The 19,722-nt window shown below is 60.3% G+C and carries 19 protein-coding genes, 1 tRNA gene and 8 pseudogenes; 9 read left to right on the plus strand and 19 right to left on the minus strand.

Annotated elements, in window-relative coordinates; all coding sequences use genetic code 11:
- Positions 1–8: 8 nt before the first annotated feature.
- Positions 9–1,385: pseudogene (gene istA / locus CIT37_RS35225) on the minus strand (IS21-like element ISFK1 family transposase); the annotation flags it as partial.
- A gap of 98 nt (positions 1,386–1,483) precedes the next feature.
- Positions 1,484–1,896 (minus strand): annotated as a pseudogene (locus CIT37_RS35230) (transposase); the annotation flags it as partial.
- A 300-nt stretch (positions 1,897–2,196) separates the two neighbouring features.
- On the opposite strand from CIT37_RS35230, the gene CIT37_RS35235 reads away from it, so the two are divergent.
- The gene (locus tag CIT37_RS35235) at positions 2,197–2,538 is read left to right on the plus strand and encodes a type II toxin-antitoxin system PrlF family antitoxin (RefSeq protein ID WP_014498004.1); all 342 of its coding nucleotides are present in this window, start codon (positions 2,197–2,199) and stop codon (positions 2,536–2,538) included.
- Positions 2,535–3,038, plus strand: coding sequence for a type II toxin-antitoxin system YhaV family toxin (locus CIT37_RS35240; RefSeq protein WP_071916615.1), 504 nt, complete (start codon positions 2,535–2,537; stop codon positions 3,036–3,038). Before CIT37_RS35235 ends, CIT37_RS35240 begins: the two co-directional genes overlap by 4 nt.
- 331 nt (positions 3,039–3,369) lie before the next feature.
- Here the strand turns inward: CIT37_RS35240 and CIT37_RS40245 are convergent, their stop codons facing one another.
- The 4 genes from CIT37_RS40245 to CIT37_RS35255 all read right to left on the minus strand — a co-directional run bounded on the left by CIT37_RS40245 (position 3,370) and on the right by CIT37_RS35255 (position 5,655).
- The gene (locus tag CIT37_RS40245; protein WP_018648901.1) at positions 3,370–3,567 is read right to left on the minus strand and encodes a dTDP-4-dehydrorhamnose 3,5-epimerase family protein; all 198 of its coding nucleotides are present in this window, start codon (positions 3,565–3,567) and stop codon (positions 3,370–3,372) included.
- Entirely contained in the window at positions 3,477–3,707 is a 231-nt protein-coding gene (locus CIT37_RS35245) for a dTDP-4-dehydrorhamnose 3,5-epimerase family protein (RefSeq protein WP_244651854.1), read from the minus strand. The genes CIT37_RS40245 and CIT37_RS35245 overlap by 91 nt, the downstream gene beginning before the upstream one ends.
- A gap of 78 nt (positions 3,708–3,785) precedes the next feature.
- The gene (locus tag CIT37_RS35250; RefSeq protein WP_038937402.1) at positions 3,786–5,141 is read right to left on the minus strand and encodes an aspartate aminotransferase family protein; all 1,356 of its coding nucleotides are present in this window, start codon (positions 5,139–5,141) and stop codon (positions 3,786–3,788) included.
- 325 nt (positions 5,142–5,466) lie between these two features.
- Positions 5,467–5,655, minus strand: coding sequence for a hypothetical protein (locus CIT37_RS35255; RefSeq protein WP_014498007.1), 189 nt, complete (start codon positions 5,653–5,655; stop codon positions 5,467–5,469).
- A 174-nt stretch (positions 5,656–5,829) separates the two neighbouring features.
- Between CIT37_RS35255 and CIT37_RS35260 the strand changes: the two genes are divergently transcribed.
- Together CIT37_RS35260 and CIT37_RS35265 are read left to right on the plus strand one after the other, a co-directional pair.
- Positions 5,830–6,591: an IS6 family transposase gene (locus CIT37_RS35260; RefSeq protein ID WP_109866564.1), complete on the plus strand. Its 762-nt coding sequence runs from the start codon at positions 5,830–5,832 to the stop codon at positions 6,589–6,591.
- A 7-nt stretch (positions 6,592–6,598) separates the two neighbouring features.
- On the plus strand, positions 6,599–6,913 hold the full coding sequence (locus CIT37_RS35265; protein ID WP_095426902.1) for a hypothetical protein: 315 nt from the start codon (positions 6,599–6,601) through the stop codon (positions 6,911–6,913).
- Here the strand turns inward: CIT37_RS35265 and CIT37_RS35270 are convergent.
- The 5 genes and pseudogenes from CIT37_RS35270 to CIT37_RS35290 form a co-directional block, all read right to left on the minus strand.
- A complete protein-coding gene (locus tag CIT37_RS35270; RefSeq protein WP_011084496.1) occupies positions 6,910–7,200 on the minus strand; it encodes a DUF2274 domain-containing protein in 291 nt (96 codons plus the stop codon). The genes CIT37_RS35265 and CIT37_RS35270 overlap by 4 nt on opposite strands.
- Positions 7,197–7,598 (minus strand): annotated as a pseudogene (locus CIT37_RS35275) (TraB/TrbI/VirB10 family type IV secretion system protein); the annotation flags it as partial. The pseudogene CIT37_RS35275 and the gene CIT37_RS35270, both read right to left, overlap by 4 nt.
- A gap of 74 nt (positions 7,599–7,672) precedes the next feature.
- A protein-coding gene (locus tag CIT37_RS35280) for an IS5 family transposase (protein WP_244611264.1) occupies positions 7,673–8,433 on the minus strand; the annotation gives its coding sequence in 2 pieces (ribosomal slippage) (positions 7,673–8,094 and positions 8,094–8,433; 762 coding nt in all).
- Between the two features lie 165 nt (positions 8,434–8,598).
- Complete coding sequence (locus CIT37_RS35285) at positions 8,599–9,261, minus strand: amino acid ABC transporter permease (RefSeq protein WP_014498011.1); 663 nt, start codon at positions 9,259–9,261, stop codon at positions 8,599–8,601.
- Positions 9,258–9,641, minus strand: coding sequence for an ABC transporter permease subunit (locus CIT37_RS35290; protein WP_231088543.1), 384 nt, complete (start codon positions 9,639–9,641; stop codon positions 9,258–9,260). Before CIT37_RS35290 ends, CIT37_RS35285 begins: the two co-directional genes overlap by 4 nt.
- Before the next feature lie 156 nt (positions 9,642–9,797).
- Here CIT37_RS35290 and CIT37_RS35295 point away from each other — a divergent pair.
- Positions 9,798–10,065 (plus strand): annotated as a pseudogene (locus CIT37_RS35295) (transposase); the annotation flags it as partial.
- 2 nt (positions 10,066–10,067) lie between these two features.
- Here CIT37_RS35295 and CIT37_RS35300 read toward each other — a convergent pair.
- Together CIT37_RS35300 and CIT37_RS35305 are read right to left on the minus strand one after the other, a co-directional pair.
- A pseudogene (locus CIT37_RS35300) lies at positions 10,068–10,280 on the minus strand (IS110 family transposase); the annotation flags it as partial.
- Between the two features lie 149 nt (positions 10,281–10,429).
- Positions 10,430–12,292, minus strand: coding sequence for an NEL-type E3 ubiquitin ligase domain-containing protein (locus tag CIT37_RS35305; RefSeq protein ID WP_095426901.1), 1,863 nt, complete (start codon positions 12,290–12,292; stop codon positions 10,430–10,432).
- Between the two features lie 243 nt (positions 12,293–12,535).
- Here CIT37_RS35305 and CIT37_RS35310 point away from each other — a divergent pair.
- Positions 12,536–13,295: pseudogene (locus CIT37_RS35310) on the plus strand (IS6 family transposase).
- Here the strand turns inward: CIT37_RS35310 and CIT37_RS35315 are convergent.
- The gene (locus CIT37_RS35315; protein ID WP_223153751.1) at positions 13,240–13,743 is read right to left on the minus strand and encodes a hypothetical protein; all 504 of its coding nucleotides are present in this window, start codon (positions 13,741–13,743) and stop codon (positions 13,240–13,242) included. The pseudogene CIT37_RS35310 and the gene CIT37_RS35315 sit on opposite strands and share 56 nt — an antisense overlap.
- Positions 13,694–14,083: a hypothetical protein gene (locus CIT37_RS35320; RefSeq protein WP_014498016.1), complete on the minus strand. Its 390-nt coding sequence runs from the start codon at positions 14,081–14,083 to the stop codon at positions 13,694–13,696. The genes CIT37_RS35315 and CIT37_RS35320 overlap by 50 nt, the downstream gene beginning before the upstream one ends.
- Positions 14,084–14,262: 179 nt before the next feature.
- Between CIT37_RS35320 and CIT37_RS35325 the strand changes: the two genes are divergently transcribed.
- The gene (locus tag CIT37_RS35325; RefSeq protein WP_014498017.1) at positions 14,263–14,670 is read left to right on the plus strand and encodes a PilZ domain-containing protein; all 408 of its coding nucleotides are present in this window, start codon (positions 14,263–14,265) and stop codon (positions 14,668–14,670) included.
- Between the two features lie 9 nt (positions 14,671–14,679).
- On the opposite strand, the gene CIT37_RS35330 is transcribed toward CIT37_RS35325, so the two are convergent.
- The 4 genes and pseudogenes from CIT37_RS35330 to CIT37_RS35340 form a co-directional block, all read right to left on the minus strand.
- Positions 14,680–15,744, minus strand: a complete 1,065-nt coding sequence (locus CIT37_RS35330) for an IS630-like element ISRj1 family transposase (protein WP_011084514.1) — start codon at positions 15,742–15,744, stop codon at positions 14,680–14,682.
- Positions 15,745–16,071: 327 nt separating this feature from the next.
- Complete coding sequence (locus CIT37_RS40250) at positions 16,072–16,281, minus strand: ClpX C4-type zinc finger protein (protein WP_080586833.1); 210 nt, start codon at positions 16,279–16,281, stop codon at positions 16,072–16,074.
- Positions 16,282–16,836: 555 nt separating this feature from the next.
- Complete coding sequence (locus CIT37_RS35335) at positions 16,837–17,337, minus strand: condensation domain-containing protein (RefSeq protein ID WP_028144459.1); 501 nt, start codon at positions 17,335–17,337, stop codon at positions 16,837–16,839.
- Between the two features lie 176 nt (positions 17,338–17,513).
- Positions 17,514–18,008: pseudogene (locus CIT37_RS35340) on the minus strand (IS1380 family transposase); the annotation flags it as partial.
- Positions 18,009–18,062: 54 nt separating this feature from the next.
- Between CIT37_RS35340 and CIT37_RS35345 the strand changes: the two are divergent.
- Both CIT37_RS35345 and CIT37_RS35350 read left to right on the plus strand, forming a co-directional pair.
- Positions 18,063–18,822: pseudogene (locus CIT37_RS35345) on the plus strand (IS6 family transposase).
- 802 nt (positions 18,823–19,624) lie between these two features.
- A tRNA-Ile gene (locus CIT37_RS35350) sits at positions 19,625–19,700 on the plus strand.
- Positions 19,701–19,722 lie beyond the last annotated feature (22 nt).

Genomic DNA, 19,722 nt, shown 5'->3' on the forward strand with positions numbered 1-19,722 from the left:
TCCGGTCAGTCGGCGCCGTAGCTTTTGACGAGCGCCAGAATGCCAAGGCAGGTTCGAAAGCCTTGTTCTGGATGGGGCCGGGCGTCGATCGCGGCCTGGAAAAACGCTGCTGTCGAAGGACCGATCCGCTCGCCGGCGGCGATCACCGCGGCGGGGGTCCATTTGCCGTAGCGGCGATGGGCGCTGGGCATGTGGTCGGCGATGGTGGTGTGTCCGCGTCGGTTGGGCGCGCGGGCATGGCTGGCGATCCGCTGGCCCTTGTGGAAGATCTCGACCGTCCGATCGTCGATACGGGCATCGACCAGCTCGCCAATCAGACGATACGGCGCGGAGTACCAATGGCCGTCGACCTCGACATGATAATCGGGAGCGAGGCGGCAGCGCTTCCAGCGTGCGAAGGCATAAGGCTGATCTGGCAGCGGGGTTAGCTTGGGTTTGTCGAGTTCGGCAAACAGTTCGGCGCGGCTTGAGCCGAAGCCACGCATTTGACGAGCATTGAGTTCGTCGACGAGTGTCTTGATGGCGGCGTTGAGCTCGGCCCGGGAAAAGAAGCGCTGATTGCGCAGCCGGGCCAGAATCCAGCGCTGGGCGATTTGCACCGCGACCTCGACCTTCGCCTTGTCTTTTGGGCGCCGCGGCCGTGCGGCGAGAATGGCGGTGCCGTAATGGCTCGCCATCTCGGCATAAGTGCGATTGAGGCCGGGATCGTAGCGGTCGGGGTTGCTGACGGCGGCTTTGAGGTTGTCGCAGACCACGAACGTCGGCGTTCCGCTCAAAAACGTGAACAAGTTGACGTGGGCCCGGATCCAGTCGGCCAAGCTCTCGCTGGGGCAGGCCTCGGCGTAGGTGTAGTTCGAAGCGCCCATCGCCGCGACGAACAGCTTCATCGGCTGCACTTCCCCGGTCAGGGGATCGACGATGTCGATGGTGTCGCCGGCGAAATCCACGAACACCTTCTCGCCGCCCAGATGAATCTGCCGCATCGAAGGTCGGACCCGCCCCTTCCAGGCCTCGTAGGTAGTGCAGAACCACGTGTACCCGAAACCGTCGGGATTAACGGCGCGATACTCCTCCCAGAGCAGGCGACGGGTTACGTTGCGCCGGCGGAGCTCTTTATCGATGTAGCTCCAGTCGGGCACCGGCCGCTGCGGGCTCTGAGACGCTGGTCGTGGGGCCGGGAAAAGCAAAAGCTCCAGGTCTTCATCGGTCATTCCCTCCGGAAGCGGCCAGCTCAACCCAGCAGAGCGGGCGCGGCTCAGGTAGCTGTGCACAACGCCGTTGCTGACGCCCACGCTCCGCGCGATGGCCCGCTCTGGCAGGCCTTGAAAATGTTTTAACCGAAGGACTTCCTTGATCCGGCGCATCGACAATCTCTGGGTAGGCATTGGACTTCCTCGTTAACCACGAGGTCATCCCTAAGCCGGTTGAGTTGTCGGCCGAAGCGCTGCAAGGCTCCGAAAGCCTTGCTCACGATCCCGCGAAACGCGCAGTCCTCGGCCGAAACTGGCCGAGGTTCATAGTAGACCGTGCTGCGAGCCAGCTTCAGGACCTTCGCCTGGCGCACGATAGAAAGATCATGACCGCGGTCGATCATCGCTTTGCGCTCAGCAGGCCCGCCTTGGTGAGCGCGCCGGACAAAAAATCGTTTTCCAACGCCAGCTCGCCGATCTTGGCATGTAACGCCTTCAAATCGACCGGCGTCTCGGCCGATGTCTTGTCATGCCCAAACACGCCGGCGGCGCCTTCCAGGAGCTGGTTTTTCCAGATCGTGATCTGGTTCGGATGAACATCAAACAGTTGCGCCAGCTCCGCCAGTGTCTTGTCTCCTTTGACCGCAGCCAAAGCAACCTTCGCCTTGAATGCCGGAGAATGCGTCCGGCGGCTCTTATTCGTCATCTTCGCTCCTGATTCGCAGCAAGAATCCTCGCCGCTGTCAGGCAGAAAATCCACTCAAGCTACTGTCCGAATTTGCGGGGCCAGCTCTATAGTTTCCATTCATTCGCGCAGACCCCCGAGCCACAGCTGTAGCAGCGGCATTGGAGGCGGGCAATTGTGCATCATTCTCGTTGAGCTTCAGCGCCAACTCCACCAGACGGCGGAATCGCCAGTTTGCGGCCATCTCGAGGCACCCAGGCAGACTTGACTTACAATGCAGATGCATTACATTGGGATGTCGTGACGACGCAAGGAGCCGCTATGGCCAAGACCGCCGAAATCCTCGAGATCCCCGCGACCATCACAGACCGCGGCCAGACGACCGTGCCCGCCGCCATCCGCAAAATGCTGGCCCTGGGAAAGCGCGACCAGGTCGTGTTTCGGGGGCTCGCTGACGGCACCGTTGTGATCGCGAAGAAGCAGTTGAGCGCCGACCACGGCGATCCGGTGATCGGCACGTTCCTCGCGTTCCTGGCCCGCGACATGGGGAGCGAGCCAGCCCGGATCCGGCCGGTGCCGAAGTCGCTGGTCGCGCGCGGCAAGGGCTTGGTCAAGGGTGTTAAGGTCGATCTCGACGCGGCGCTGCCGGAAGACGATACGTGAGCGACGACACCTTCGGGGTTAACGGTTGGACGGTCTACGCCCATCCGCTATTTCTCGACCAGTTCGAGACTATGATCGCGGGGGTCGAGAAGGCGCGCAAGAAGGATCCGAAGGGATACAAGAAGAAGCGCGCCGCGAAGCTCCTGTCGGCTGTCTTGAAGGTGGCGTTCGACGACATTCCGAGTGACCCAACGCGTGACGTCTATCGGCAGGGCGGCACTCTCGGCGACGAGTACAAGCACTGGTTCCGCGCGAAATTGCTGCAGCAGTTCCGCCTGTTCTTCCGCTATCAGCAATCGGCGGACGCCAAGATCATCGTTCTCGCCTGGGTGAACGACGACTCGACGCTGCGCGCCTACGAGAGCGCGAACGACGCCTACGCCGTGTTCAGGAAGATGCTGGACCGCGGAAACCCGCCGGACTCGTGGAACGAACTCGTAGCCGCGGCCTCGACTGGCGAATCCAAGACGCGTCTATCGCGCTCGACGCGCGGGAGATGACCCCAGCTGGCCTCGTTCGGCCGCGACCGCCCGCTGATCCGGCCCGCGCCGCCGGCACCGGTCTGCAGCGAGAGACACGATTCGGCCAGGAAGAGTCCGTGAAATGCCCACCATCCAGCTGTCGGCTACGCCCAAAGGCAGCGGCGAATGCGCCGACTGTCCGGCGACATCATCATCAGCATTCCACCTGTTAAGCCGTGTAGACGGAGGCGACATTTCAGCCCTCCGATGCGGGTGAACCGGTTCGTGTTCCTCAACCTTCCAATACTTCAGCCTCGATCCCCTTTACCTGCGGGCATCAATGCACCTCCGACCTGCCCGCGGGTTCCCGTCACCAGTATCCGCCCGTACAATGGAAGTTTTGGATGTCGGCAAGCAGCGGCGCGGCCGCGTCCTTGGCCGAGAGCGACGGCTTTTTGATACCCCAGTTTATACCGATCACCGGGTCGTCCCAGCGGATCGAAACCTCGTTCTCCGGATTATAGAAATCATCGCATTTGTAGAAAAAGTCCGCGGTCTCTGAGAGCACACAACGAAACCGTGCGCGAATCCGCGCGGAACCCATAGTTGCCGCCGGTTATGCTCGCTTAATTCGACGGCAACGTAGCGTCCGAAATTCGGGCTCCGGACGCGGACGTCGACCGCGAGGTCGAGCACCTTGCCCCTCATTGATGGATGTCCAGACAATCGGACTCGCGGCGCACTAAGCGGAGTTGAGTGAACGCTAGTGAGGCTCGCGACAATTAACTACATCGCCTTAAGATCGTGGAGCATGCCCGTGATCCCGTCGATGAGCTCGTCGATTTGATCCTTGTTGACGATCAGAGGTGGGCATATCGACAATGCATCGTCTACATTCCGCACGATGATCCCTCGCTCGTGCAGCAACCGGCTCGCAATGCTGCCAACATCGCCCGGAGTAGTAGCGGCGACTTTCCGTTTCTTGTCCAGCACCAGCTCGATTGCCGCAATAAGGCCAACGCCACGGACCTCCCCAACGAGTGGATGGTCAACGAGCGTGCGCAGCCGTTCCTGCATGTAGGCCCCGATGCGGCCAACGTTCGCAATCAGACCCCGCTCCTCGATGAGTTTGAGGTTTTCGAGCGCTACGGCGGCTCCGACCGGGTGACCACCGCCCGTGAAGCCATGAGCCAGCAGTCCAACCTTATTGCTCTCGTCCGCGATTGGTTCGAACATGTAGTCATTCATTATGATCGCAGATAACGGAAAATAACTGGACGTGAGCTGCTTCGACACCACGATTACATCGGGCGCGATGTTGTAGGTTTCGCAACCGAACATTTTTCCTGTCCGGCCAAAGCCGCAAATCACCTCATCAGCGACCAAAAGGATGCTATGCTTTTTTAGCACACTTTGAATTTTGTCCCAGTAAGTCGGCGGCGGAACGATGACGCCGCCCGCGCCCATGACAGGCTCACCGAAGAATGCTGCAATGGTATCGGCACCTTCGCGCTGAATCAGCGACTCGAGCTCCTCGGCCCGACGCGTAGCAAAGGTCTCCTCCGATTCGCCCGCACGGCTGTCCTTGTAGAAATGGGGGGAGCCCGTGTGCATAATGTTGGGGAGCGGCAGATCGAAAGAGCGGTGGTTGTCTGGAAATCCGGTCAGGCTTGCCGCACCGATCGTGACGCCGTGATAGCCGCGCAACCGGCTGATGACCTTCTTGCGCTGAGGCTGGCCCGCTGCATTCGATCGATAGGCGATCAGCTTCAACACCGTATCGTTCGCTTCCGAGCCGGAATTTGTGAAGAACACCTTACTCATTGGCACCGGAGACATCTTCACCAGCTTCTCGGCAAGCGCGATGGAAGGCCCATTCGATCGTGATGCGAAGGTATGATAGAATGGCAGGATTTGCATCTGGCGATGCGCGGCTTCGATAAGCCGCTTTTCGCTGAAGCCAAGACCCGCACTCCAGAGACCGGCCATCGCATCGAGGTAGCGTTTTCCTGCCGTGTCGAAGACGTAGGGGCCCTCGCCGCGTTCAATTATGAGCGGCCCGGCCCGTTGGTGCGACCGCGCGTTGGTATAGGCGTGAAGCTGATAGGCCACATCTCGGGCCTGTTGAGAACTGGGCAGCATGGTCGGCGTCACATCATCGGTTCAGAATTGGATAGGGACCGGAGCATCATGTGGGGAAGCGCCGGTCCGTTTCCGGCTTCTCTGGGCCTTGCGATAGTCGTCGTTGACGATCGCTTTAAAGGGATTCGCTTTTGCCTATGCCTGACCACAGGCTTAACTGGCGGCGCGACGCACTGTCTGGAAGTGATCACAGAAAGGTGACGATGTTCAGCACGACAAAGCGTCGGATTTCCGGGACGCGTTAGTCGCCGACGGGAGCTTCCATCAAACTGCCGGCGGCGTTCAGGCCGTAGAGAGTCGGTGGTCGTAGCGCCGTGGACCGCGGTTACGTATTCGAGCCCACCACGTTCAGGCCGTCCGCTCCGCTAAAGGCCAGCGTGTCATGTGTGTTTAGCACGTTATCCCAGCTGCTGCCGCGCGTCGTCACGGACTGGTTGGGCTCCGAGCCAACACGCGTGATGAGTAACACTGTAAGCAACAACCCGCTCTGATTGACCAGTTTCTTGTGGGCCATCAGTGATCTCCTTGATCTGGTCGGTGTCCCGGCTTTGCGCGGTGATCTGCGACCGAGTTTGCCCCAGAATACCTTAACTCGTTGAGTTGGTCGCCTGCCAAAGCTTGTAGGCTCACTCCCAACCGGCACCGTCAAGTTAACGAATAGGGGTGGCCGATGGGGTAGACGACCGGCATGCCGACCGCCCGGGCCCCTCTTTATCGCCGCCATCGCTTCCCACCGGAAGTGATCAGCTATGCCGTTTGGTTGTATTTCCGGTTTCCCTTAAGCTTGCGCATGGTCGAGGAAATGCTGGCGGCGCGTGGCATTGGCGTGACCTATGAAACCGTGCGCCAGTGGGGACGGAAATTCGGCAAGCCGTTCTCCGATCGGATCCGCCAGCGCGCTCCCGCCCGCGGTGACAAATGGCATCTGGACGAGGTCGTTATCTCGATCGCGGGCGAACAACATTGGCTCTGGCGCGCTGTCGACCAGGATGGCTTCGTTCTCGACGTCTTGATCCAGCGCCGAAGAGACTCGCGCGCTGCGCAGCTTCTCATGAAGAAGCTCTTGAAATCCGCCGGCACGCCGCCGCGCGTGATGATCACGGATAAGCTGCGTTCGTACGGCGCTGCGAGGGCGAAGATGGGCTTTCACGTCGAACATCGCCAGCACAAAGCTCTCAACAATCGGGCCGAGAATTCTCATCAGCCGACGCGGCGACGCGAGCGGATCATGACGCGCTTCAAATCGTCCCGTCAGGCTCAACGGTTTCTGTCCGTTCACGATCAGGTCGCGAACCTTTTCCACATCCCCTATGCCGGAGCCGCCACCGCCGACTTCCGTCGTGCTTCGCGCGAGCGAGCCTTTGCGACTTGGCGCGAGATCTCCATGACAAGCGCTATCGCCGAATCTCGACCTCTGAGAATCGCCGCCTTCGGCTCGGCGGTCGATTAAGTTGACGATGCCGTTCCGGGATGCGTGGGGCGAACCGGCGCAGCGGTTCGACCTCGGGCAACCCAATCTTCCAGCCGAATTTGTTGCTCCCTATGCCGAGGCGTTCCGGGGGCATCATGCATCGTCGTCACCTAGCACGCGTCACCAATGCTGGAAAGCACTGAAGTTCTTTGCCCGCTTTCTCGCCGATAGCGGCAGGGTTCAGGCGCCGGCCGATTTGACGACCGAATTGTTCGGCCAATACTTCTTATGGCTGGACGCCTTGCCTTCCCGAACCGGCAAACCCTGTGCTCAGCTTTCGCGCTTACTGGCGGCAAGCTAACGGCAATCCATCGTTGCGTCCGTTTCTTGACCTGCGTCGTGAACGCTATGACCGAGGTGCGAGCTGAGTGTATTTCGCCGTGCTTTCGCGAAGGCGCGGTCGGTCGCCATGCGACGCTCGATCATCGGCGCAATCAGTTTAGCAGGCTCGGTCCGCGTCATCAGACCTACGCTATGCGTCAGGATCTCGGCGTAGCTTCTGAGATCCCTAAAGACCGCCGCCGGCAGCTCGGTCGTGAGCTTGACTGGCTTGTCGTCTTCAAGCGGCCCAAGCTTGAGCTTCGTCATGGCGCTCCTCCATTGCTGTAGGGCGCCAGCACCAAATCGCGCGTGCCGATCACGCGGACCGGAAACCTGGCCGGATGGTCAGCGTCGGCTGGATGTTGAGCTGACGCTGCACGACCAATTGGCCGGTCTGGCTGATGCTGATGGACGCACCGCTACGGATCGCTTGAACGAGGTTGTTCTCATTTGGCTCGTGCCGCCTCTGCTCCGACGCTGAGCATGGTCGAGAGAACGGCGGCCTTGAATAGCATGCCCCAGTGGTTGTCGACATCGTCCTCGAGTCCGGCATAACCACCACTGTCGGCGCCCGGCTGGCGCTCCAGCACGATCGAGTTGCCGTCCGGTATGATGATGCGAGTCCAGACCAAGAGGATTCGACTCTGGCCGTCCGCACGGCCGCTTTTTAGGCGATGATCTGACTGGCGTGGGCGCGCTCTCGGTGCAGTTTGGGCTTTGCTTGAACTAGGGTCCAGACTCAATTGAGCCAATATGCGACGAGAGCGGCGAGATGAACAGCGGCCAAAAAATTACGGGCGAGCTTGTCATATCGCGTGGCGATGCGCCGGAAGTCCTTGAGCCTGCAAAAGCAGCGTTCGATGACATTTCGTCCTTTGTAGGCGCGTTTTTTGAAGCGATGGATGACGACACGGTTAGATTTATTGGGGATTACGGGCTTGGCGCCACGACGAATGATTTCGCCGCGAAGCTTGTCGCCATCATACCCTTTGTCGGCGAGGAGCACGCTCATGGGTGGCGCGAGCGCCAGGACATCGGGAGCCGCAGCGATATCGGCATCCTGGCCTGGAGTCAGATGCAGGACGACCGGCCGGCAGAGCGGATCGCTCAGCGCATGGATTTTTGTCGTGCGGCCTCCGCGCGAGCGGCCGATTGCTTGATTGTGCTCCCCCCTTTTCCGCCGGAGGCACACCGGTGAGCTTTAATCGAGGTCGAGTCGAGCGACAGTACGACGCCGTCTTCGCCAGGCTTGGCCAGCGCTTCGAAGATTGCGCACCATCGTCCTCGCTTGGCCCAGCGATTGAAGCGATTGTAGATCGTCGTGTAAGGGCCGTATTCACGTGGACAATCACGCCATCGTGCACCCGATTGCAGCATGTGAATGATGCCGCTGACGATGCGTCGGTCGTCGTCCCGATCCGGCCCCGTCAGTCCCCTCGGCAGATGCGGTTCGATACGCGCCCATTGCCTGTCGTTCAGCCAAAACAAACCAGCGCGCATTCTCTCGCCCCCGAATCAACACGTAGGCAAGAGAATCACGTGGCGCTATTTAGGTACAGACCCTAGAACATGTCTCCGCGCAAAGCGCTCGATGGAGTCGAGCGGGTTCGCTCAAACGGCGCAATTGCCTTTCCCTAGAAGGTTTCGATCGACTAGGAATTGTTTTCAGACTCGAAGACAGCGTTCGATTATACTGGCCAGCCCGCTCAACGCGTAGCAGATCACAAAGAATATGCTCAGCACGCCCAGATAGATCTCGATGGCGTGTGAGTCTCCGGTTCCGACATACGCTAGTCTTTCTATCATTTGACGCGCCGATCCCAAGAGATCCGACACCCCAACAACGGACGTCAGTGCACTCGCCTGGACGAGAACGGTGAGCTGCCCGACGTAGGGCGGCAACGCACGCCGAAATGCTTGTGGCAAAATGACGAACACAAGCGCTTCCGTTGCGCTCAAGCCAAGCGCTCGGGCGCCCTGCTCTTGGCGATGTGGAATTGAATCCAAGGCGCCTCGAAAGACCTCACCGATGTTCGCCCCGCCCCAGAGCCCCAATCCGATTATTGCGGCCGTGAGTGGGCCCGTGCGGAGACCAATTTGCGGAAGGGCAAAGAACACGAAGAGGAGTATCATAAGCGACGGCACGCCGCGGAACAACTCAACGTAAAGCCGTCCGACAAAGCGCGCGAACGTGAGCGTGCTTTGCGACAGCGCCGCGATCAGGAGACCAAGGATTGTCGCCAAAATGACGGTGAGCAGCGAGATCCACAAAGTAACCAAAAGGCTCTTACCAAGGTAAAGGGTGACAGGCCAAACCCAGTTGGTCATTTAACTACTCCCAGCCCCGGAACCGCGAGCCTGCGCTCGAACGTACGAGACAAAGCGCTTAGGATGCTGCACCCCAGCAGGTACATGAGACAAGCGATTCCGAAGGTCTCAAACACTTTAAACGTATCTGACACGATCCGGTTGGCGACATAGGTCAATTCCTGATAGCCGACGACGATCATGAAGGAGGACGACCTGAACTGCGTGATCGCCGTGGTTGTTGTTCCGGTGATCGCGATGCGCAACGCGATCGGGAGTGTGATGTCAAGAAAGGTCTGGAACGCCGGCAAGCCGAGAGCGCGAGCTGCCGTCACTTCGCCTTTCGGCACAGCTTCGAATGCGGCCCTGAAGACCTCCGTTTGATAAGCACCGCCCCACAATGCGAGCGCTAGCCAGGAAGTCTCGAACGGCGTCAGACGGATGCCTATGTCGGGTAGCGCGTAGAACAGAAAGAGCTGGCTCCGGAAATCTGGACAGCGATGAGTGGAGTTTCTGCCTGACGGCGGGCAAGATTGTCCCGCGAATCAGGAGAGACGATGAGCAGACGAGCCCGCCGGCAGCACGCACTCGCATTCAAGGCCAAGGTGGCGTTAGCGGCGATCAAGGATCAAGGGCGAGATGACGCTGGCCGAGCTGGCTGAGCATTTCGACATGCATCCGAACCAGATCACGCAGTGGAAGTCCCAGCTTCAGGAAGCGGCGGCCGAGGTCTTTGGTCCTCGCGGTGGCAACAGAACGAGCGAGCCCGCGGGGGACGTGAAAACGCTGCACGCCAAGATCGGGGAGCTGACGCTTGAGAACGATTCCTAAGAAACGGCAGCATCTACTTTCGGCTCCAAGGGCAGGTGAACAAAGCCGAATGCCTTGGCACGCCGCTGCAAATTGTTGACCACTCGCGTCCGGTAGCGCGTCTCGTAGGACGAGGCCCCGGGATCGACATAGTCCATTCCGTATCGCACAGCATTGTAGAACAGAACTGCGATCTTCCGGGCCGTGGCGGTCACGGCCTTGGTCTTGCCAAAGCACTACTGCCGCTTCACAGCATAATGGCTGATCAGCCGTCGCAGTTCAGTTTCCGCCGCTGCGGTTGAACCAATACCTCGCTCAGGCAGTTGCTTGATCCTTCGATCTGGATGAAGGACCGCGTGGTCAAGCAGCAGACGCCGCTTCACAGACTGAGGCCGCGTTTGTTGAGCACCGTGTCCCTCAGAGCACCCTTGATCTCGCGAGCGATGTCCTTGCTGACCTGGGGTCCGAACTCCCGCTCGGCATCCGCAACGACATCGGCCTCAGCGCCGATCAGTCCCGCTTCAACGAGCTTTTGCTTCAGTCGGCCCGGGAACTCCTCCTCCAAGGCATCGGCGAGCTTTTCCTCCATCGTGGCATGGTGTTCCGGTTCAATGCGGAGCACCACATCGTCCCAAGGTTTCCAGTCCGTCGCCAAATAGTCGGCGAACCCCGTCGCCTCCTTGCTCCGCACAGACGTCTCAGCCCTGTCAATGTCTTCCTCGGTGAGGTGAGAGTCGTAGAAGTAGTTCATGTCCGGGGCGATGTGCTGCAGCCCCAGCCGCTCGCGCAGCGTGGCCTGATAGGCAAGGTAGACCTCGATTTCGTCGACGTTGTTGATGGTGCCGCCTGTGCGGAGCGATTGGACCTTCTCGCGCGCGATCCCCCCCAGTGCCTCCAAGCGGAACATGACACGGCCTAGATCAACGAGGGCCGCTACCCCCTCGTTATTGTCATAGAGCCCGTTCTCGACGTTGGCGATCAGGCGCGCGGTTTGCATGCCGTTCCAGGTCAAAGTTCTGCGATCCGCGCAGCTCTCGTTGGCGTCAAGAGCAAGCTGGAAGTACTGCGCGCGCAATTGCGGGTTGGCCGCTGCCTGCCGCAGATCATTGGCCACCCCCTGCTGGAATCCTTCGTTCCCAGAGTTCACGGTATTCCGCAGCCCGTTGAGGAAGTCTGCGTATTGCTGGGCACCGGGTTCTTCTGCAAAGCTCTGCCACTTGGCCACCACCTCGGGATCGCCCTCCTTCGGATCCCCGTTGAGCCAGTCCGCTACTGCCTCGGGAAGAGACTCCGCAGCTACTGTCTCGAGAGGAAACGGCGCAACGGCGGCGTCCTCCCACTGATCTTCGTGCGTCTCAGACAAATCAAAGACGACCCTCGGGCCGGCATACCCATCGGTACTTTGGATTGTGTCCAGGTTCATCAGCATCTCCTGGGGCAGCGGATTGCCAGACACAACCACCTCCGCAGCAGCCCCCAACTGCGTTAGCAAGCCCGTGGGTAGGCTGGTTAGCTGGTTATCGTTAAGGTAAAGTCTTCCGAGACTGGTCGGGAGAGTCTCGGGCAGGCTCGTCAATTGGTTTACACCAACGTCAAGGCTTCCGAGACTGGCCGGGAGAGTCTCGGGCAGGCTCGTCAATTGGTTTACACTAACGTCAAGGCTTTCGAGCCTGGCCGGGAGGGCCTCGGGCAGGCTCGTCAATTGGTTGTTGCCGACGTTGAGGCCCTCGAGCGCGGCCGGGAGGGTCTCAGGCAGGCTGGTGAGCCGATTGCTCCACACGTCCAGCAAGGCGAGCCCGGCCGGAAGCGCGGGCAAGCTGACCAACTGATTCCCATTAACATTGAGCGAATTGAGCGCGTCAGGGAGAGTCTCGGGCAGACTGGTCAGCCGGTTGAAGGACGCGTCGAGCGAGTGGAGCCCGGCTGGAAGTGGAGGCAGGCTGGTGAGGCGCAGCATTGCAAGATTCAGATCGCCCTGATTCCAAGCATTCACTCGCCTTACAGCCTCTTGTCGATCCTCGAGCGGGTTCTGCCCCTCTTCGGCAGCCCACTCCTCCAGCATCTGGTCGTGCCCCCCCTCCGCAGGAGCAGAATCCCCGAGATTTGCCGGATCGTCAGCGGCGAGCACCGCGTGGGTCAAGACTCCAACCCACTGCGCCTCCTCACCTTCCCGGTCCTCGCGGCCGGAAGATTCGGTGCTGCCATTACCGCGCTGAGCCTGCCCTGCATCAAAGGGATCCATTTCCTGCTCCTTGTCGGACTGAGCAAATTATGCGACCTCTCGGCCCACATCGAACGTTGCAGCCTCTAAGACATTTAGCTTACGTCGAGCTGACGAGCGTTGAACCATGTTGAGGAAGCGATCTGCGCAATTTGTGAAGGAGTTCGGCTTCGATTCGGTGCAGCCTTTCGGCTTGAGCCAGATGAGGTCAGAGGGTACCGTCAAGTTAACGAATTGGAGCGGCGGAGGGGGTAGACGAGCGGCATGCGGACTGCCAAGGACCCTCTTTATCGCCGCCATCGCTTCCCACCGGAAGTGATCAGCTATGCCGTTTGGTTGTATTTCCGGTTTCCCTTAAGCTTGCGCATGGTCGAGGAAATGCTGGCGGCGCGTGGCATTGGCGTGACCTATGAAACCGTGCGCCAGTGGGGACGGAAATTCGGCAAGCCGTTCTCCGATCGGATCCGCCAGCGCGCTCCCGCCCGCGGTGACAAATGGCATCTGGACGAGGTCGTTATCTCGATCGCGGGCGAACAACATTGGCTCTGGCGCGCTGTCGACCAGAATGGTTTCGTTCTCGACGTCTTGATCCAGCGTCGAAGAGACGCGCGCTGCGCAGCGGCTCATGAAGAAGCTCTTGAAATCCGCCGGCACGCCGCCGCGCGTGATGATCACGGATAAGCTGCGTTCGTACGGCGCTGCGAGGGCGAAGATGGGCTTACACGTCGAACATCGCCAGCACAAAGCTCTCAACAATCGGGCCGAGAATTCTCATCAGCCGACGCGGCGACGCGAGCGGATCATGACGCGCTTCAAATCGTCCCGTCAGGCTCAACGGTTTCTGTCCGTTCACGATCAGGTCGCGAACCTTTTCCACATCCCCTATCCCGGAGCCGCCACCGCCGACTTCCGTCGTGCTTCGCGCGAGCGAGCCTTTGCGACTTGGCGCGAGATCTCCATGACAAGCGCTATCGCCGACTCTCGACCTCTGAGAATCGCCTCCTTCGGCTCGGCGGTCGATTAAGTTGACGATGCCCTGCGTCGAGCCGGCGGCGGGCGCCGATCTCGGTCTGCTGGGCGATTGCCTGCTCACGCGTCAGGCGGGCCATCTCGACCGTCGAGACGCTGCCCGATTTGATCAGGGACGAGGCCCGCTCCACAGCGGCCGCCGCCTCTTCCCGTCGCGCGGCCGCGGCCTCGATCGCCGACTGGATTTCGGCGATGCGCGCCTCGAGCTGAAGGATGCGGCCATCGCGGAACTGGCCCGCCTGGCGGGCGAGGCCCTGTTGCGCGGTCTCGGCGGCTGCCAGCTTAGCGGCAAGGCTCGGGCGCTCGTTCTCCTGCCGCGACATCTGCCGCCGAAGATCGTCGAGCCGCACGCGATCGCCACGCGCGTTGACGACATGAAGGATCGCGTCGCCCTCATGGACCACGCTGAGTTGCGTCGAGTCTTGCGGCGGCTTCGCGCTCACGGGTGCCGTCGATCGGCGAGCGCAACGTCGCGATCCTGGCATTGACCACGGCCTCGACGCTCGAGGTCTGCAGCACGGCCTTCAGCGGCAACCATCCGAAGACGGCCACGATCGCAAGACCAATGCCGACCTTGAGCAGGCGGCGAACCCACCGGCCCGAGCCTGCAGGTGCTTCGGGATGGGGAGCACTATCGCTGACGGGCTCGCTCACCGGCTCGTCGTGCGCCGGCTGCAACCGATCCTGCAAATCGCGCTGCAATCCGCATGCGCCCGCGTCCTTATCCTTGGTGACGGAAACTTTGTCTTCAGGAGAGGGCTTCTGCTGCTGTGCCTGATTCATTGACCGGCCCCTGAATTGTCAGTGCGGGCGGGGTTCAGAAACCGTAATCCTGAACGGCCAATGTGCTTTTGGGGTGCCCCTTCGACATGGGAGCACCGTCCCACCGAACGGGGCCGTTATACGCTGGCCCATTGATGGCCACTGATACTATCTCGCTTGGATTTCTGAGGCCCAACCCTATGGTTCTGTACAATTGCGTCGTGCTCGCGATCGTGCGCTTCATCTGCATCGAGCAGCCGCGGCGCCGCAAGGCCGAGCGTTTCGAACGCGACGAGCCGATCCTAGTTCACGAAGGCGCCGAGCCGCGGCTGGTGCGGATGGCCGACATCTCGATTTCGGGCGCGCGCTTCATCGATCCCGCCCCGCCGCCAATCGGCGCCTCGATCAAGTGCAATGTCTATGGCCAGAACGTGAGCGCGACCGTTGTCCGCCGCACTCGCGACGGCTTCGGCGTCCGTTTCGAGGACGCGGTTGCGACGCGGATCAATGTCGTCCGCGCATTCTATGCCGGCGAATATGTCCGCGCCTTCCGCAGCGTGCGCGCGGCGCCGGTCGGCAAGGCGTTGCTGATGCGGCTGTTCGGCTAGTCCCCGGAATCAGAGCTGAGTGATACGGCGGCCTTTGAAACGGCGTTGACGGACCTTTTTCTTGGTCCAGACGAAGGGCTCGGCTCTGTCGTTGTATGCGTTGACGTAGGCATCGATGTGTTCCTGAAGCTGCTTGAGGCTCGTGAAGGAGGTGCCGCTGAGCGACTGCCCCTGCAAGATGGAAAACCATACTTCGACCTGATTGAGCCATGACGCACTTGTCGGCGTGAAATGAAATTGCACGTTGGGGTGGGCCTTGAGCCAGTCCTCGTTCTTTTTATGGGTGTTGAGGTTGTCGAGGATGACGTGAAGCTTGCGGTTCGGAAAAGTCGCGGTGACGCTGTTCATGAAATCGAGAAACTCGACGCGGCGCCGGCGTTTTGAATGGGTCGCGATGATCTTTCCGGTGGCGACTTCGAGCGCCGCAAACAATGTTGTGGTGCCATGCCGCTTGTAATCGTGGCTTTGGCCGGTTAAGGCGCGGCCATTGGGCAACTTCAGATAACCCTGCGCTCGCTCCAAAGCCTGGATCGAGGGCTTCTCGTCCACGCACAGCACAATGGCCTTCGCCGGCGGCGCGACATAGAGGCCGACAACATCGGCGGCTTTGGCCGTAAAGTTCGGGTCGTTGCTCTCGCACCAGGACTTGCGAGCCACCAGGTCAATCTTGTGGCTGCGCAGGAACCGCCAGACATATTGGACATCGACATCGCCCAGCGCCTCGGCCAGCAGGGGGCCGGTCCAGCGCGCAAACCCTTGCGGTGGCGGCTTATCCAGCAGCTTCAGAATCCGCTTGTCGGTCGTCTTCGTATAGATCGGCTGCTTGCCAGGCCGCGGCTTGTCTTGCAGCCCTTCAAGGCCATGGTCGGCATAGCGATGCCGCCAAAGGCTGACAATCCGCGGCTGGACCCCAACTTCCTTGGCGATCGACCGGGTGCTGCGCCCATCCGCCGCCAACAGAACTATCCGCGCCCGCTTCAAATCGCGCTGCAACGTCACCGGTGAGCGACAGCACGCCTCAAGCACCTTGCGATCTTTCCTCGAAAGGTGGACTTCTCTTGCTTCGGGTATCATCCCGACCTTGAATCACGACTCACGTTCCAAGAAAAGTGGGTACTAGAGCGGTATGAATGAGGTGGGCCTGGAGCAGTCCCATCCGTCGTCATTCGCAATTGCGCAGCTTAGTGCCGGTCGTGCTGACAGTACTCGCCTTGCTCGTGTGACCGCCCGAAACCACGGTGGGCGCGATGACGGTCCGAGAGTTGGTGACCATACTGCAAGCGCTTCCCGACCAAAACGCCCCTTCGAAAGCACCTTCGCTACCGTGCGCCACCGCACCATCCGATCCAAGGGTTGCCTGTCGAACATGACTGCGCTTGCGATGGTCTTCAAACTGATCGATTATTCCCGCTGAAAGCCGCCGCTGCTCCCTAGCTCCCCGACGAACCGTCGATGCTTCTCCAACCATTCAGGTGAACGAGCTGCGATAGCTTGAACGCACACTTGAACGCATTCATCACAAATAGCAGCTGCTCCGTCAGGAGCGGTGACGATCGCAAGAACATGCTGCGCCTCCATTCTACAGAAAGAACAGATTACGTCCGAGGTCATAGTCGCTTCTCATTCCTGTGATGGGGACACTGAATAGTACTACCTGCAGGACCGAGTCGCGAGCTATCGCCGAATTTTGGTGACCGCCGGGGCCGGTCAGGCGGCGGCGGTTGTGGGCTGACGGTCGGTCGGCTTGGCGATGACCTCGATCCCGTCTTGAATGTCATGAGGGAGTCTCAATATAGACTATATCTACTCCCGATCTGTCAAGACACTCCGCCTTACACACGGCTTCTCTTGCTCAACCTTGAACCGGAAAATACTTCCGGCTAAACCCCGTTCGATGACATCTAATCGTGTAGGCACAGATCTCACTCCGTTGAGAGCGACAGTATATCCCTGTTCCTGTAACAGTACGGCCGACCATTTTTGGTAGGTCCATCGGGCGCGTTTGCGTCATCACCGGGGTTATTGAGCGTCAGACCGACTTTCTAAAACAGAATTGTCAATCCTTTCCGGCGTGCAACACCAAGAACTGGTTATGGCCATCGAGACGGCGCCAGCTTTTCTGCGCGCCCTTGGCTGAGACTTTCTTGTTCGAAGCCGCTCTCCGTTTCAGTCAGCTTCCGGAGCGTGAAAAGCGGGCCCGGATAGTTCTGTTGGCAGCGGATGGGGAGGGTCGTCCTGCCCCGACAGACGCGACAGCACCGCCGCCCAGCCCGCCAGCACCGTCAGGAACAACGTCGTGCCATGCTGCCGGCTCAGCCGCTTCAAGTCCCGCGTCAGATCCGCATCGATGACAACAGGAACACTGGCCCCCGGCAAACGACTGCTGGGCCGGCCGCGCACGGTCCGTCGGCAAGACAAGACGGGCCGTGCCTGACAGGGCGTTGCGCCAATACTTCGCCTGCTTCTGCAGCCGTTCCCCGACAGCCACTGCCGTTGCCAGGCGGCATAATCCGGATACTGGATCGCCAACGGCGGCAAAGGATCGTCCTGTCCAGCCTCGAACGCCCGGTAAAGCCGACTGAGTTCATGCACCAGCACGCCCAATCGACCGCCGTCCGAGACGATGTGATGCTGGGTCAGCAGGAAGACGTGTTCCTCATCCGACATCCGCACTAGCCCGTCCTATTCGTGAGAGTGCGGCATTTGGGCCCGATTGATGCGGCCGCACATCTTGTCTGACGAGGCGCACAGGATTGCCTTCGGCTTTTCACCGCCTGACGACCCGTACTTTGCAACGCGCTTGAGGGATAGGTTGGGCGAACGGGGGGCGGACGCCCCGCCGGTCAAGGACTGAGCGGCAGCAGCGCGCCGGGCAAGCCGCGGATCAGGTCGGCTTCGGGACATGCCGCGGCGAACGCAAGGCGAATGCGGTTCGTGGTCTCGACCACACGGGCAGCGAGTTTCAAGAGACGAAGACGCAGCGTCGCGAACTCGGCAGCAGCCAATTCCCGGGCTTTGGGAATGGCGTCGCGCACGGTCAGCATCAGCCAATAAGCGGCCGTATGGAGCACGAGACGGACCTGGTTGGCGAGCGCCGAACGGCAGCTGGTGCGGTCGGAGGCGAGCTGTGTCTTATGCAGCTTGATCAGATTCTCGGCTTGGCCGCGCGCGCAATACAGGCTGTCGTAGATCCACTCGGCCGAGCCGACATCGAGGCTGGTGACGACGAAACGGATGTCGAGGCCGAGCATCGTCGCCTCAATACGGGCGACGGTGCGGCGTTCGCGATCCCAGGACTTTGCCTTATGGCGGGTCTCGGTATAGCCACGCAGAACCGGCAGGGGTACCGTCAAGTTAACGAATTGGAGCGGCGGAGGGGGTAGACGAGCGGCATGCGGACTGCCAAGGACCCTCTTTATCGCCGCCATCGCTTCCCACCGGAAGTGATCAGCTATGCCGTTTGGTTGTATTTCCGGTTTCCCTTAAGCTTGCGCATGGTCGAGGAAATGCTGGCGGCGCGTGGCATTGGCGTGACCTATGAAACCGTGCGCCAGTGGGGACGGAAATTCGGCAAGCCGTTCTCCGATCGGATCCGCCAGCGCGCTCCCGCCCGCGGTGACAAATGGCATCTGGACGAGGTCGTTATCTCGATCGCGGGCGAACAACATTGGCTCTGGCGCGCTGTCGACCAGAATGGTTTCGTTCTCGACGTCTTGATCCAGCGTCGAAGAGACGCGCGCTGCGCAGCGGCTCATGAAGAAGCTCTTGAAATCCGCCGGCACGCCGCCGCGCGTTATGATCACGGATAAGCTGCGTTCGTACGGCGCTGCGAGGGCGAAGATGGGCTTACACGTCGAACATCGCCAGCACAAAGCTCTCAACAATCGGGCCGAGAATTCTCATCAGCCGACGCGGCGACGCGAGCGGATCATGACGCGCTTCAAATCGTCCCGTCAGGCTCAACGGTTTCTGTCCGTTCACGATCAGGTCGCGAACCTTTTCCACATCCCCTATCCCGGAGCCGCCACCGCCGACTTCCGTCGTGCTTCGCGCGAGCGAGCCTTTGCGACTTGGCGCGAGATCTCCATGACAAGCGCTATCGCCGACTCTCGACCTCTGAGAATCGCCTCCTTCGGCTCGGCGGTCGATTAAGTTGACGATGCCGTGCCAGGACACACCGTGATCAAACAGACGTCAAGCGCCAATTAAAGCGCCGCAGAGCTGCGCTTACGATCAGCGTCGAACCGATGAGTTTGAATCACCAATGTCATCTGGTGGCGCCTGCATCGGCGCGATCGATGACCCAGGCCACCATGTAGCCCTTGGCCTGCTCAGCCTCCACGTGCATCGGCGATCTGTTCTTCTTGCCCGGCGGAATCCTGAATATCCGAGTGCTCGAGCATGGCCTTGCCCATGTCATGGATAGGCACGAAGGCCTCAGACTCCGCGTTGCCCGAACCGACGATGGTCTACGTCTGACAATCGGACCTTCCGTGGCCGAACGCCTCGTGGAGGAGATCGATCTTGTCGGAATGACCGGCCTAGAATGCCGGCCTTACCGCAAGAACGACCAGGCGTTTGTCGAACAGAAGAACGGAGCCGTGGTCCGAGAGATGGTCGGTTACATTCACGCGCGTATGGTAGTTTTCAATGCGCCGTTTTCTTACAACCTTACGACCTTAGATTTGAAGATCGCTCTCGCGAGTTTTGGTCTGCATCTCTTTGAGCCGTGTCAACTCCGTTTCGCAAGGCTGGGCTGTCTCGGTCAGCTCAGCGCTTCCATGCTTGACAGCCCGTACGTCTTAAGGGCCCCTCCAGCTTTGCTCCGATAAAGCGACGCGAGCGCCAAAGCGGGACCCAATCGCCTCTTTCAATTGGCATTGCCGGAATGCCGGCTATCCTGTAAACGGGCCGCGCACCGTTGCCGGCCGTCTTTGAGCGGTCGCCCGCAGCGGGGCCTGTAGCTCAATGGTTAGAGCCGGCCGCTCATAACGGTCTGGTTGCAGGTTCGAGTCCTGCCGGGCCCACCAGTGAGTTCAAATTGTGCTGTGA

It is taken from the genome of Bradyrhizobium ottawaense, assembly GCF_002278135.3.
In the GTDB taxonomy this organism is placed as follows: Bacteria; Pseudomonadota; Alphaproteobacteria; order Rhizobiales; family Xanthobacteraceae; genus Bradyrhizobium; species Bradyrhizobium ottawaense.